The organism is Prevotella sp. RM4 (assembly GCF_000701965.1).
Taxonomy (GTDB): domain Bacteria; phylum Bacteroidota; class Bacteroidia; order Bacteroidales; family Bacteroidaceae; genus Prevotella; species Prevotella ruminicola.
In genome coordinates, this window is the sequence record NZ_JNKG01000007.1 from 612481 (window position 1) to 625668 (window position 13188).

Annotated in this window: 11 protein-coding genes; 6 read left to right on the plus strand and 5 right to left on the minus strand. The window is 48.9% G+C overall.

Annotated elements, in window-relative coordinates; translation table 11 throughout:
* The first annotated feature begins 12 nt into the window (after positions 1–12).
* From T499_RS0103820 to T499_RS0103835, 4 genes are all read left to right on the plus strand, one after another.
* Positions 13–1281, plus strand: coding sequence for a glycosyltransferase family 4 protein (locus tag T499_RS0103820; protein ID WP_033149790.1), 1269 nt, complete (start codon positions 13–15; stop codon positions 1279–1281).
* Between the two features lie 39 nt (positions 1282–1320).
* Positions 1321–2733 (plus strand): glycoside hydrolase family 57 protein, encoded by a 1413-nt coding sequence (locus tag T499_RS0103825; RefSeq protein ID WP_033149791.1) that lies wholly within the window; start codon positions 1321–1323, stop codon positions 2731–2733.
* 87 nt (positions 2734–2820) lie between these two features.
* Complete coding sequence (locus tag T499_RS0103830) at positions 2821–3927, plus strand: PDC sensor domain-containing protein (protein WP_084162878.1); 1107 nt, start codon at positions 2821–2823, stop codon at positions 3925–3927.
* Positions 3884–4633: an exodeoxyribonuclease III gene (locus tag T499_RS0103835; RefSeq protein ID WP_033149793.1), complete on the plus strand. Its 750-nt coding sequence runs from the start codon at positions 3884–3886 to the stop codon at positions 4631–4633. Before T499_RS0103830 ends, T499_RS0103835 begins: the two co-directional genes overlap by 44 nt.
* A 12-nt stretch (positions 4634–4645) precedes the next feature.
* Here T499_RS0103835 and T499_RS0103840 read toward each other — a convergent pair whose 3' ends face one another.
* Positions 4646–5272: a hypothetical protein gene (locus T499_RS0103840; RefSeq protein ID WP_033149794.1), complete on the minus strand. Its 627-nt coding sequence runs from the start codon at positions 5270–5272 to the stop codon at positions 4646–4648.
* A gap of 170 nt (positions 5273–5442) precedes the next feature.
* Between T499_RS0103840 and T499_RS0103845 the strand changes: the two genes are divergently transcribed.
* Entirely contained in the window at positions 5443–7140 is a 1698-nt protein-coding gene (locus T499_RS0103845) for a SulP family inorganic anion transporter (protein ID WP_033149795.1), read from the plus strand.
* Between the two features lie 16 nt (positions 7141–7156).
* On the opposite strand, the gene T499_RS0103850 is transcribed toward T499_RS0103845, so the two are convergent.
* The 3 genes from T499_RS0103850 to T499_RS0103860 are packed head-to-tail and all read right to left on the minus strand — an operon-like array spanning position 7157 to position 9236.
* On the minus strand, positions 7157–7804 hold the full coding sequence (locus T499_RS0103850; RefSeq protein ID WP_033149796.1) for an MBL fold metallo-hydrolase: 648 nt from the start codon (positions 7802–7804) through the stop codon (positions 7157–7159).
* Positions 7804–8430, minus strand: a complete 627-nt coding sequence (gene rsmG / locus T499_RS0103855) for a 16S rRNA (guanine(527)-N(7))-methyltransferase RsmG (protein WP_013063284.1) — start codon at positions 8428–8430, stop codon at positions 7804–7806. Before rsmG ends, T499_RS0103850 begins: the two co-directional genes overlap by 1 nt.
* Positions 8427–9236, minus strand: coding sequence for an RsiV family protein (locus tag T499_RS0103860; RefSeq protein ID WP_033149797.1), 810 nt, complete (start codon positions 9234–9236; stop codon positions 8427–8429). Before T499_RS0103860 ends, rsmG begins: the two co-directional genes overlap by 4 nt.
* A 113-nt stretch (positions 9237–9349) precedes the next feature.
* Between T499_RS0103860 and T499_RS0103865 the strand changes: the two genes are divergently transcribed.
* Positions 9350–10525, plus strand: coding sequence for an MFS transporter (locus tag T499_RS0103865; protein WP_033149798.1), 1176 nt, complete (start codon positions 9350–9352; stop codon positions 10523–10525).
* Here T499_RS0103865 and T499_RS0103870 read toward each other — a convergent pair whose 3' ends face one another.
* Entirely contained in the window at positions 10526–13165 is a 2640-nt protein-coding gene (locus T499_RS0103870) for a PD-(D/E)XK nuclease family protein (protein ID WP_033149799.1), read from the minus strand. It lies immediately after the preceding gene.
* Positions 13166–13188 lie beyond the last annotated feature (23 nt).

Genomic DNA, 13188 nt, shown 5'->3' on the forward strand with positions numbered 1-13188 from the left:
GGAGGAACTGCTATGAAGGTATTAATGTTTGGATGGGAGTATCCTCCTCACGTATTCGGTGGATTGGCCACCGCTAACTATGGTATCTCTGAAGGCCTGAAGGCTCAGGGCGATATCGAGACGGTACTGTGCTTGCCTCACCCCTTTGGCGATGAGAGTCAGCATGCCTGCCGTATCGTTGCCATGAACGCTGTGCCCATTGCGTGGCGCGATGTAGATTACGACTACGTGAAGCAGCGCGTGGGCAATATCATGGATCCCGATTACTATTTTAAGTTGCGCGAGCATATCTACGCCGACTTTAACTATATGAACGTGAACGACCTTGGTGCGATGGAGTTTGCCGGTGGTTATCCTGGCAACCTGCACGAGGAGATTAATAACTACTCGATCATTGCCGGACAGGTGGCCCGCACGGAGGTGTTTGATATTATCCACGCTCACGACTGGCTCACCTTCCCAGCTGGTATCCATGCCAAGCAGGTAAGTGGCAAACCTCTGTGTATCCATGTTCATGCTACCGACTTCGATCGCTCGCGTGGTAAGGTTAATCCTACCGTTTACAGCATCGAGAAGAATGGTATGGACTGGGCCGATTGTATCATGTGTGTATCCGAATTAACCCGTCAGACGGTTATCAACCAGTATCATCAGGACCCACGCAAGTGCTTTACCGTTCACAATGCTGTGTACCCATTGCCACAGGAGTATCAGGATATTCCACGTCCTGACCATACTGGCAAGGAAAAGGTGGTTACCTTCTTAGGTCGTATCACCATGCAGAAGGGACCTGAGTACTTTGTAGAGGCCGCTACCATGGTGCTGCATCGTACCCGCAACGTGCGTTTCTGTATGGCTGGCTCAGGCGATATGATGGACGCTATGATCCATCTGGCTGCCGAGCGTGGCATTGCCGACAGATTCCACTTCCCTGGCTTTATGCGTGGCAAGCAGGTGTACGAGTGCTTGAAGAACTCTGATGTGTACGTCATGCCTTCGGTGAGCGAACCATTCGGTATCTCGCCCTTGGAGGCTATGCAGTGCGGAACCCCAAGCATCATCTCAAAGCAGAGTGGCTGTGCCGAGATTCTTGATAACTGTATCAAGGTCGACTACTGGGACATCCACGCGCTGGCCGATGCCATCTACTCCATCTGTCATAACGAGTCGCTCTTTAACTACCTCAAGGACGAGGGTAAGAAGGAGGTTGACCAGATTACATGGGAGAAGGTGGGCGCATGGATCCGTACCCTCTACCTCCGCACCTTAGGATGGGAATAATTAAACATTAAAGATTAAACATTAAAGATTAAAAATGTTATGAAAACAATTTGTTTATATTTCGAGATACATCAGATTATTCATCTGAAGCGTTACCGTTTCTTTGATATCGGAACCGATCATTATTACTATGATGACTACGAGAACGAGCGTAGCATCAGCGACATCGCCGAGCGCAGCTATATGCCCGCACTCAATGCCCTGCACGATATGATTAACGAGCATGGCAAGTACTTCAAGGTGGCTTTCTCACTGAGTGGTACTGGTATCGAGCAGTTGGAGATGCATGCACCACAGGTGCTCGAAAAGCTGCAGGCTATGAACGAGACTGGCTGCGTAGAGTTCCTGGCCGAACCTTACAGTCACGGTTTGTCGTCGCTGGCTAACCCCGATAGCTTTGCTGTGGATGTAAAGAAGCAGTGTGCTAAGATCGAGGAGATGTTTGGTAAGAAGCCTTCTGTATTGCGTAACTCGTCACTTATCTATAGCGATGATATTGGTGCTCAGGTAGCCTCGATGGGCTTCAAGGGTATGCTTACTGAGGGTGCTAAGCACGTGCTGGGATGGAAGAGTCCACACTATGTTTACCACTGCAACCTGGCTCCAAACCTGAAGCTGTTGCTGCGTGATATCGAACTGAGCGATGATATTTCTTTGCGATTCAACAACTCAGAGTGGGATGGCTATCCACTGTTTGCCGATGCCTATATCGATCGTATCGCCCGTCTGCCCGAAGAGGAGCAGATTGTGAATATCTTCATGGAGCTCTCGGCTCTGGGTATTGCCCAGCCACTAAGCTCTAACATCCTCGACTTCCTGAAGGCTCTGCCTGCACAGGCCAAGGCCAAGGGTATCACCTTCTCTACACCTACAGAAATCTGCAAGGCATGCAAGAGCGTGAGTCAGCTGGATGTGCCCGATACCCTCTCATGGGTCGACGAGGAACGCGACGTTAGCAGCTGGTTGGGTAACGCTATGCAGCGCGAGGCTTTCAACAAACTGTACAGTGTGGCCGATCGTCTGCGTATCGCCAACGATCCCCGCATCAATCAGGACTGGGATTATCTGCAGGCCTCGAACAACTTCCGTTTCATGACCACCAAGCCTTCGAACGTAGGACTGGATCGTGGTATCTACAGCGGACCATTCGATGCCTTCACCAACTATATGAACATCCTGGGCGACTTTATCAATCGTGTAAATGCCCTTTATCCACTCGATATCGATAACGACGAGCTGGAGGGCTTGCTCACCACCATTAAGAACCAGGGTGATGAGATTGAGATGAAGGATAAGGAGATTACCCGACTCAAGGCCAAGCTGGAGAAGCTGGAGGGTTGCAAGGGTAAGGCTGCCAAGGCCGAGAAACCCGCTGCCAAGCCAAAGGCTGCCAAGAAGCCTGCTGCTAAAAAACCGGCAGCCAAGAAAGCAGAGACAAAGGCCGAAGCATAAATCGGCTTTGCTATACCATTAAGAGAGCTTGCTAACCCTATAGCGAGCTCTCTTGCACTCAAAGAGAATCAAAAAAAGTTTGGGCTTATGAAAGGAAGAATTAAATCGTTACCTGCAAAAATTGCTGTCCGACTCTTGTTGTGTGGCTTGGTAATTACTGTGTGCGTGGGGGTTGTTTCATATCACTACACGCTGAACGGTATCACCAAACAGTATGCAGAGAACTTTCATATGCGTATGCTCATCAACTATGAGTACACGCGCCGCGTGCTGTCGGATGTGTATGTACAGGTTTCTAACCATGTGTATTACATTGAGCAATCGCTCGACAAACCTGAGACCCAAATCGACGCTATGACACGTATTGTGCGTAATGGTAATCGTGTGCATAGTTGTGGCATGAACTTTATCAAGAACTACTATCCGGAGAAGGGTGAGAAATACTGTCCCTTTGCCTGGCGTAACCCCAAGAATCGCGATGAGATACTGACGGATTTGAAGGGCGATCAGGATTTTGACTACCTGAACGACCGTTGGTTCAGAAGCGTGATTGAGGGCGACACCTGTGAGTGGAGTGATCCCTTCTACGATGGCTACGACAAATCAACCACACTGGTGGCCTATATGGTGCCCATACACGATGCTGAGGGCAAGCCTGTGGCTGTATTAGGAGCCGATATTTCACTGGAATGGCTGACAGGGAAGCTGGACGAGACAGACAGCACCTATAATGCCCAGAACAATTTTGCTGCCAAGGTGATGGGACTGAAATCGCAGAGTTTCATCATCAACTACGATGGTAAGTTTATCACGCACCCCAAGGCAGAAAAGCTATTGGAGGGCCAGTTCTTCTATCACGTAAGGGGTAGCAAGAGTGGTAAGAAAACCCTGCTGGAACGCAAGATGAAGGCAGGAAAGCAGAGTAGCGACGAAACACAGGAGCGCTATCTGTTTAATGGCGAGGAGAGCTACTTCTTCTATACACCGCTGAAGTACACCGACTGGACCATGGTAACGGTGGTGCCCTGCCGACAGATTGATATGCTGGGCCTTATGTACGTGCTCAAGCTGATGGCCTATGTGCTGGTGGGCATGTTTGTCCTGGTAGCTGTGGCGTATGTTTATATGAAAAAAGATTTTAAGAATAGATATGAAACTGATAAGTTGGAATGTGAACGGCCTGAGGGCGTGTGAAGGAAAGGGGTTTAGCGACACTTTCCGTGAGTTGGATGCTGACTTCTTCTGTCTGCAGGAAACAAAAATGCAGGCTGGTCAGCTCGACTTGGCCTTTGAGGGCTATGAGAGCTATTGGAACTATGCCGATAAGAAAGGCTACAGTGGTACGGCTATCTTTACCAAGCACCACCCATTGAGCGTGACCTATGGCATAGGGATTGATGAGCACGACCACGAGGGCCGTGTGATTACTTTGGAGATGGAGGATTTTTACCTGGTAACCTGCTACACACCAAACTCGCAGGACGGGTTGAAGCGCCTTGACTATCGTATGACATGGGAGAACGACTTCCGTGCCTATCTGAAGGGCCTCGATGCCAAGAAACCTGTGATACTGTGTGGTGACCTGAATGTGGCACACCAGGAGATTGACCTGAAGAACCCCAAGACCAACCGTATGAATGCCGGCTTTACCGATCAGGAGCGCGAGCAGTTCTCAACCCTGTTGGCCAGTGGTTTTACCGATTCGTTCCGCTATAAGTATCCTGAGCAGGTAACCTACTCGTGGTGGAGCTATCGTTTCCAGGCACGCCAGAAGAACGCTGGCTGGCGTATCGATTATTTTGTGATTAGCGATCGATTGCGTGAGCGCATGGACGATGCCCGGATACATACACAAATACTGGGCAGCGATCACTGCCCAGTAGAGTTAACATTGAAGTAAGTGTGTTTGGGATTAAAGTCCCAGACCCTTCTTCTGCTTATTGGCGCCTTCGTCGATGGCATCGTTAGCCTTCTTCTTGGCATCTTCCTTAGCTGCGTTAGCGGCATCCTCAGCGGCCTTCTTGGTGTTGTCAACAGCATCCTGACCAGCCTTCTTGGCACCCTCAACTGCAGCATTGGCAGCATCAACGGTCTGATCTACAGCAGCCTGACCAGCCTCCTGAACACCACCTACAGCACTGGTAAGACCATTAACGAATGTCTCAGCAGGGGTAACAGTGAGTGTTTCAACAGCAGCAGCTACAGCGGCATTGTCGCCAGCAAAAGCCTTGATCTGCTCGGCATTGGCCTTCAGGAACTCCTGAACCTTGGTTACATACTCCTTGGCCAACTCAGGATTGGTGGTGAGGAACTCTTTAACCTGCTCCTGTACAGTGGCCAGTGTAGCCTGGAACTTGTTGGCATCCTTGGCCTCAATCTGCTCTGTGAGGGCAGCGGTGATGGCGCTTACAGCCTCATCTACACTCTGCTCGGCTACTACAGTTGAATCGGCGGCTTCGGCTGGAGCCTGAGTTTTGTTTCCACAAGATGCGAAACCCATGGCCATGCAGGCCACAACTGCGAAAAGTACTTTTTTCATAATGCTTTGAATTTTTAAGTAAAACAATTAATTTGACTTGATTTTCGGCAACAAAAATAAAGTATTTTAGAATACGTTAGCGCAAAAGTTGTATAAAATTTGTTTTTTTTATACTTTTGCATGCGTTTTTTCAAGATAACAAAGGAATTAATAGAGATTAATAGAAGATGATGACAACATTTGCATTCAAGCCGAAACTTTTGTCGACACTTCGGCACTACAACAAACAACAGTTTACCACCGACCTGCTGGCCGGTATCATCGTAGGTATCGTAGCACTGCCTCTGGCCATCGCTTTTGGTATTGCATCAGGTGTAACCCCTGAGAAGGGTATCATCACCGCCATCGTAGCCGGACTGATTATCTCGTTGCTGGGTGGTTCGAAAGTACAGATTGGTGGACCTACTGGTGCGTTTATCATTATTATCTATGGTATTATTCAGCAGTACGGTTTCGAGGGATTGACCATCGCCACACTGATGGCTGGTGTGTTCCTGATTCTGTTTGGTGTGCTGCATCTGGGAACCATCATCAAATACATACCTTACCCCATTGTGGTAGGTTTTACCAGCGGTATTGCGCTCACCATCTTTACCACACAGATTAAGGACTTGTTTGGTTTAACCATGGAGAGCGTACCCAGCGATTTTATCGAGAAGTGGGGCGCATACATCGGCGACTTTGGTACCATCGACTGGTGGAGCACTGCTGTGGGCATCGGCTCGGTAGCTGTAATTGCCACATGGCCTATGGTTGCTAAGTACAACAGTCTGCTGAAGAAGCTGCCAGGATCGCTGATTGCAATTATCGTCATGACTGTAGCCGCTCTGCTGTTGAAGCAGTATGCTGGCGTAATGAGTATAGAAACCATTGGCGACAGATTCAGTATTTCGAACCAGTTGCCTGATGCTGAAATGCCCGCTTTGTCGTGGGATGTGATTAAGGGTCTGGTATCGCCAGCTATCACCATCGCCATTTTGGGTGCCATAGAATCTTTGCTTTCAGCCACTGTGGCTGACGGTGTGATTGGCGATCGCCACGACTCTAATACCGAATTGATTGCACAGGGTGTGGCTAACCTGGCCAGTCCTATATTTGGCGGTATCCCCGCTACAGGTGCTATTGCACGTACCATGACCAATATTAATAATGGTGGACGTACACCTGTGGCTGGTATCGTACATGCAGCCGTGCTGCTGCTCATCTTCCTGTTCCTCATGCCACTGGCACAGTATATCCCTATGGCCTGTCTGGCTGGTGTGCTGGTTATCGTGAGCTACAACATGAGTGGCTGGCGCTCGTTCGCTTCAATCATGAAGAACCCCAAGAGCGACGTGATTGTGCTGTGTGTAACCTTCCTGCTTACCGTTATCTTCGACCTGACTATCGCTATCGAGGTTGGTCTGATCTGCGCTTGCTTGCTGTTCATGCGTCGTATGGCAGAGACTACCGATGTGAAGGTTATCAGCGATGAGATCGACCCAGAGGAGGAGCAGAGCGACTTCCAGATGGGTAACCTGGAGCACCTGACTATCCCTGAGGGTGTAGAAGTGTACGAGATTAACGGTCCTTACTTCTTTGGAGCAGGTAATAAGTTCGAGGAGATTATGGCCAGCTTGCGTGGTCAGCGACCCAAGGTGCGCATTATTCGTATGCGTAAGGTGCCTTTCGTTGATTCTACTGGTATCCACAACCTTACTAACCTGTGTACCATGAGTCAGAATGATGGCATACAGGTAGTACTCTCGGGTGTGAACCCAACAGTGCAGGCTGTACTCCATAAGGCCGGATTTGATAAGATGTTAGGCGAGGAAAACATTTGCTCGCACATCAATATAGCATTAGAAAGAGCAAAAGAGTTGGTTTAAACACCAACTCTTTTTTTTATGCGTTCATATAAGGATTGTATTGCTGTTCGTCGCCTATAGTTGATTGTGGGCCGTGGCCTGTATAAACCTTGGTGTCGGCAGGTAGCGCTGCAAGTACGTGCTGCAGACTATGCATGATATCGGCATAGCTGCCACGTTCGAAATCGGTGCGGCCTATGCTCATACGGAACAAGGTATCGCCTGTAAACACCACCTTCTCTTCTTCGCACCAGAAGCTAACACCACCTGGTGTATGGCCTGGGGTACGCAGCAACTTAAACTGGTGGGTGCCAAAACGGATGACCTCGTCGTTGGCAAAGTAATGGCCTGGTTCAGGGAATGACAAGTTGAGCTTGATGCCTGCCATCGCCAGGAACTGTCCAGGGATATCTGTTATCAGCCACTCATCGTCGGCCGAAATCTCGGGCTTCAATCCCCACGTGTCAAACACGGTGTTGATTCCAAAGTTATGGTCGAAATGGCCATGGGTACATAGCAAATGTACGGGCTTTAGCTGATGCTCGTTGATAAAGTTTACCAACGCATCGCGCTCCTCCTGATAATAGGCGCCACAGTCTATAATCACACACTCGTAGGTGTCGTCGTAAACCACGTAGGTGTTCTCCTGCAGGAGATTAAAACTGAAGGTTTTTACGTGTAGCATTATAGTGGCAGATAGATAACGTACTTTTCCTTAAACCACTCTTCGCTGAAGAACTGCGAAATCTCTGTGGCTTCTACAATCTTATGATAGGGCTGCAACTCGGCCTGCAAATCGCCACCCTTCAAGCAGATAACGCCATTGGGCAGGGCATTCTGCTGCTGCTTCGAGATGTTCTTACGCATCAGTTTTACCAGGTCGGGGAGGGGCATCACGGCACGGCTCACAATAAAGTCGTACTTATCCTTCTCATCCTCGCCACGCAGATGGGTGGGCTGGCAGTTCTTCAAGCCAATGGCATTGCACACCTCCTGGGCCACACGAATCTTCTTGCCTGTGCCATCAATCAGCTTAAACTGGCACTCTGGAAACAGAATGCTCAGGGGTACACCAGGAAAGCCACCACCTGTACCAAAATCCAGAATGCGTGTGCCTGGACGGAAGTTAATCATCTTAGCGATGGCCAGTGAGTGGAGCACGTGGTGCTCGTAAAGCTGGTCGATATCCTTACGCGAAATAACATTAATCTTGGTGTTCCAATCACGATAAAGGGCATCGAGGGCGTCGAACTGCTGGCGCTGCTCGTCGCTCAGCTCTGGAAAATATTTCTGAATAATCTCTGCTGTCATTGTACTGATTTGATAAATGCGGGTTTTACTAATTTCTTAAGCTGGGCATAGGTAAGCACCAACTCGATAGTGCCTAACTCCAACGAGGCAATCTCGGAGGGGTTGAAAATAAAAGTGATGGTATTATCGCTCACAATAAAGTTCTCAGGTACGTACATTTCTACCTGGTCCAGATAACCTTTCTCCTTCAGTTGGTCAAGGTTCTGGCTCTCAGTTTTCTCCATGAGTGCCTTCAGCAATACGGGTGGCAACTGGGTTTCGTAGCCATCCACAAAAATATCCTTCATCCTGATTTCTTTTCCTGTCTCGACTTTGAAATTAAGCGGGATAAGCTGATGGATGCTGTTGGCATGGCCCTCGCTGTAGTCGATGGTGGCCAGATAGGCCAAAGTGCGCTTCGAGGTTTGCTCGGTAGTGGCATTGATAATGTAATGGAACTCGTACCACGAGCGCTTGGTGGTATCGGCACGATCGGCATTGTAGAGAGGCAGCATGTTGGTTTTATAACTCATGGTGTAAGCCTCGGCAAACTGGTCCATGGCACCTTGCATGCCCATATCGGCCTGGTTAAAGAGGCGATACACCACAGCCTCGTTAATATTCTTTCCCACCTCGCCACTCTCTTTGGTGGCGCAGGGCAGTTTTAAACTTACATTGCACACTGGCGATAGCTCTTCGTTTGATAGACGTATGGTTTTTTCCGACTCGAGCATCTCGAAAGTCAGTTTGCCTTCGTCATCGTTTCTACAACCCGTAAAAACGGCGAGAATAACGAAAATGAGCGTGTATTTGAGTTGGTTTGTCATACTTTTGCACTTATTTTTGCGCAAAATTACACTAAAATCTCGAAAATAGCAAATTTCTCATAAAAAATCACTATTTTTGCAGCCGAAATAATAAAAGAATCATTAAAACCAGAATGAATTCACAGAGTACGCCCGTACATATCAGGTTGTGGCATAAAGACTTTTGGTTGATGGCCATCGCCAACTTTCTGTTGGCTATGACGGTCTATATGCTCGTACCTACTATGCCCCGCTGGCTGATGGATGCCCAGCAGTTCTCGGCTCAGGATGCAGGTATTGCTATGGCTGCATTCGGAGTAGGACTGTTTGCACTTGGTGCATTCATATCTTATATGGTTCAGCACTATCGTAGAAACTTAGTGTGCATATTTGCCGTGCTGGTTGAAGCACTATTGATTACAGCCCTGTATTATATAGATGGTTTGCATATGCGTGTGGCCAATCCTATGGTGGTTTTTGTGCAGCGTTTTGCACAAGGAGCCGTGTTCGGACTGGCCCAGATGGTGCTGACGAGCACGCTGATTATCGATACCAGCGAGTCGTTCCAGCGTACCGAAGCTAACCACTCGGCTGCCTGGTTCTCGAGATTTGCCCTGAGTATGGGTCCTATGGCAGGTTTGCTCATTGGGCGCATTGCCGGCTTCCACTATGTGCTGTTGGCAACTATGGCTTGTGCTATGGCTGTGGTGGTACTGGTGCTGCTGGTAAACTTCCCCTTCCGTGCACCTCAGGATGATATCCCTACTGTTAGCTTGGATCGTTTCTTCCTGCCTCATGGATTCCCACTGTTTGTAAACCTGCAACTGGTTACTTTGGCCGTGGGTATTATCCTGTCGGTAGTAATGATTGAGCAGTTCTACTCGATGATGATGGTGGGCTTTGCTGTGGCCATCTTATCGCAGCGCTTTGTGTTTAAGAATGCTGAGTTGAAGAGCGAGGTGGTAACAGGTTTGATACTGATGGGTGTGGCCCTGCTGATGATGATCACACGCCATCTGCCTATCGTGATGTATGCAGCTCCGCTGTTTATTGGTATGGGCGTTGGTTTGATAGGTTCGCGCTTCCTGCTGTTCTTTATCAAACTGAGTCGCCACTGTCAGCGAGGCACTTCGCAGAGCACCTTCCTGTTAGGCTGGGAGAGTGGTATCGCTTGGGGTGTAGGCGCAGGTGTGGCTATCTTCCAAGGCAACATTACAACCGCACTGATAGCTGCCTTGGTACTGGTAATAGCTGCTTTGGCTATGTACCATTTTACCCACAACTGGTTTACAAACAACAAGAACAGATAATTACCCTCGACAGAGTGCAGCGTAGGGGCATGTTTCGCAACGATGCTGGTCGTCAGTTGGCACAAAAGCTATCTGGGCATTATAGATATCGTCCAGCTGTTGGCGTAACAGCGTGATAAACTCATCTGAATAATCTGCTATATCAGTGATGGCTTCCTTTCCAATCTTCAGAGTAGGGTCGTAATCCTCGCTACCTGCATGCTGAATAAACAGCAGGCATGGCGACACCATCTGTGGTGTTTTGCTACGCACGATATGGGCATAGAGCAGGGTTTGCAGGAAGTAATCGCTATGATCCTTGATGGCCTCCTGTGAGAAAATGGCTGCCACATCGGGCATGGCTTTCATCTGGCGCGAACCTGTCTTATAATCTACCACACGGATACGTTCCAGTCCTGTTTCTGGATCGGTAATACTATCCAAACGGTCGATGACACCAGCAATATACTGATTATTCAAAGTGATGTTAACAGGCTTTTCGAGACCGAGGATGCTGAAGGGCGCCAAACGGCGATCGCACTCCAACAGCTGGCGCAGGTACTTGATAATCACCTCGCGGTTAATAAGCTGCAAGCCATCGAGTGGGGGCAGTGGACGTGAGGCATCGTTGATATGGAAGAACTCCTGCTTGATGGCCTCATCTACTACACGTTCTATCGTTACCTCTTCCTTTAATAAATCGTCGATAGCCATCGTGGTGATGGTTGCTTTGGTTGCTACTAGATACTCGTACACCAATTGGGCTGCCTTATGGAAGATGTTACCAAATAAACGGTTGTCAATCAAATCGTCCTCTGTGCTGTCGGGCTCTTTCAACTCGCATACATAACGATAGAAGAATCGCAGTTGGCAGCGCAGATAGGTGTTGATGGCTGTAGGACTGATGCCGCCTGCATCTTTGGCAAAGCGGCGCTGCAGCTGACTCATCACCTCGGGTGTCTTGTTAATGGCCTGAGGCGCATGGAGCTGAGGTGTTTGTCCAGCCTTCAGGGTTTCGAACGTGATAGGTATCTTGTTCTCAACCATCAGTTGCAGCATAAAGCGCGACATCTCGGCTGTTTTACCATCGCTGGTGGCATTGTTATAAAGGATGGTTACATCTTTTGCACGTTGCAGCAAACGATGGAAATAATGCTCGTAGATGGATACCTTGTAATCGATTGTGGTCAGTCCGTAGGCCTTACGCAGGGCATAGGGGATAAACGAGGTATCGTTAACGCCACGTGGCATGTTACCCTCGTTGCACGAGAGCAGAAGCACATGGTCGAAGTCGAGGTTTCGAGTTTCGAGCACACCCATCACCTGGATTCCTTCGGCAGGTTCGCCATGGAAGGGAATAGAGGTGGTTGATATCAGTTGTACAACCAGGCGTTGCAGCGTAATCACATCCACTTTCAGCACGCCACTATCCACCAGACCGCTTAGTCTGTTAAGCAAGGTGTACATACGGAACAGGCTCTCAGTATCGAGTGGTGAGTCGATGATAGGACTCTTTGAGGTGGCGATGGTCTGCGTAAGACTAATGAGCCAATGCAGTAAGGGCTGGATATCGGTATAACGCTGACTGGCAAAATCATCGGGCATCAGTGTGGCGTATGGATGGCGCTTGATGCTCTCAATCCATCTACGTGCAAAGGTCTGCTTGCGCAGCGAATAGCCATGCACCTGCATGTTGATAAGCGTGTTGATGAGCGACGCTATCGAGGTTTGACCAAGCGGATAACCTGTGGTGATATTGATCTTGTCAACATTCTCGGGCAAACAGTGGATAACTGTTTGCAGCAAGCCCTCGTTGCAAAGCACAATGGCTGTTTTGCGACCATCGTTAATGCGATCGGCATCCAACCACTCGCTGATATAGCGTGCCTGAATATTCTCGGTAGGAGCCGAAATCAGGTTAATGTGGTGTGGTGGCACCTCGTCGGTATCCTGATAGAAGATGGCCTTGCCCTGCTTCTCCAATCGGCTGAAGAGTGTTTGTTCTACCTTCTGCAACAGGTTGAAACCAATAAACACATAAGTATCGTATTCAAACTCTAACGTCTCGTCTGTTGCCACCTGGCGATAGAGGGCACCCTCGTAGGCCAGTTGCTTTTCGGCCAACTGCTGGTTGTAAGCATGGTAAATCTCACCAATATGGCTCCACAGGCGTAGGAATCGCTCTTTCAGTTCAGTGTTATGCTCCTCAGAGAAATTGCTGAAAAAGCGTTTAATCATCTCGCGCTGTTCAGGTGTGAGGTACGAGGTGTCGTCGAGCTCGTGTATATCGCGTAGGTTGGCCAGCACCTTATCGGCAGGTGCCATGTTCTTATCCAAATCGTCGAAGTCGGAAAGCAACAGCTGTCCCCAACCATAGAAATGGTCGAGCGTCTCGTCGATACCTGTACAGGCTGTGAACACACGATGCAGTTCACAAACCAGCAGGATAGGGTCGGCCACCTGCAGTTTGGAGTGCGAACGGAACAAATCGCTGATGGTAATATAGGCAGGGCTCCATAGGGGCTTCTGCGCCAAGCGCGCCAGGTGCTCGTTAAGGAACAGCGATGCACGCTTGTTAGGGAACACCACAGCTACTCGTGATAGATTGGTGCCATATCTGGAAAGCAGGTCTTCTGCTACATGTTCAAGGAATGAACCCATATAATGTTTAATATTTAATCTTT

What these genes read in the sequence shown, in the direction of transcription:
- T499_RS0103860 (WP_033149797.1), bottom strand. Translation starts at nt 9,236, where the DNA reads ATGACAAACCAACTCAAATACACGCTCATTTTCGTTATTCTCGCCGTT.
- T499_RS0103850 (WP_033149796.1), bottom strand. Translation starts at nt 7,804, where the DNA reads ATGCTACACGTAAAAACCTTCAGTTTTAATCTCCTGCAGGAGAACACC.
- T499_RS0103870 (WP_033149799.1), bottom strand. Translation starts at nt 13,165, where the DNA reads ATGGGTTCATTCCTTGAACATGTAGCAGAAGACCTGCTTTCCAGATAT.
- T499_RS0103835 (WP_033149793.1), top strand. Translation starts at nt 3,884, where the DNA reads ATGAAACTGATAAGTTGGAATGTGAACGGCCTGAGGGCGTGTGAAGGA.
- T499_RS0103830 (WP_084162878.1), top strand. Translation starts at nt 2,821, where the DNA reads ATGAAAGGAAGAATTAAATCGTTACCTGCAAAAATTGCTGTCCGACTC.
- T499_RS0103825 (WP_033149791.1), top strand. Translation starts at nt 1,321, where the DNA reads ATGAAAACAATTTGTTTATATTTCGAGATACATCAGATTATTCATCTG.
- T499_RS0103820 (WP_033149790.1), top strand. Translation starts at nt 13, where the DNA reads ATGAAGGTATTAATGTTTGGATGGGAGTATCCTCCTCACGTATTCGGT.
- T499_RS0103865 (WP_033149798.1), top strand. Translation starts at nt 9,350, where the DNA reads ATGAATTCACAGAGTACGCCCGTACATATCAGGTTGTGGCATAAAGAC.
- T499_RS0103845 (WP_033149795.1), top strand. Translation starts at nt 5,443, where the DNA reads ATGACAACATTTGCATTCAAGCCGAAACTTTTGTCGACACTTCGGCAC.
- T499_RS0103840 (WP_033149794.1), bottom strand. Translation starts at nt 5,272, where the DNA reads ATGAAAAAAGTACTTTTCGCAGTTGTGGCCTGCATGGCCATGGGTTTC.
- rsmG (WP_013063284.1), bottom strand. Translation starts at nt 8,430, where the DNA reads ATGACAGCAGAGATTATTCAGAAATATTTTCCAGAGCTGAGCGACGAG.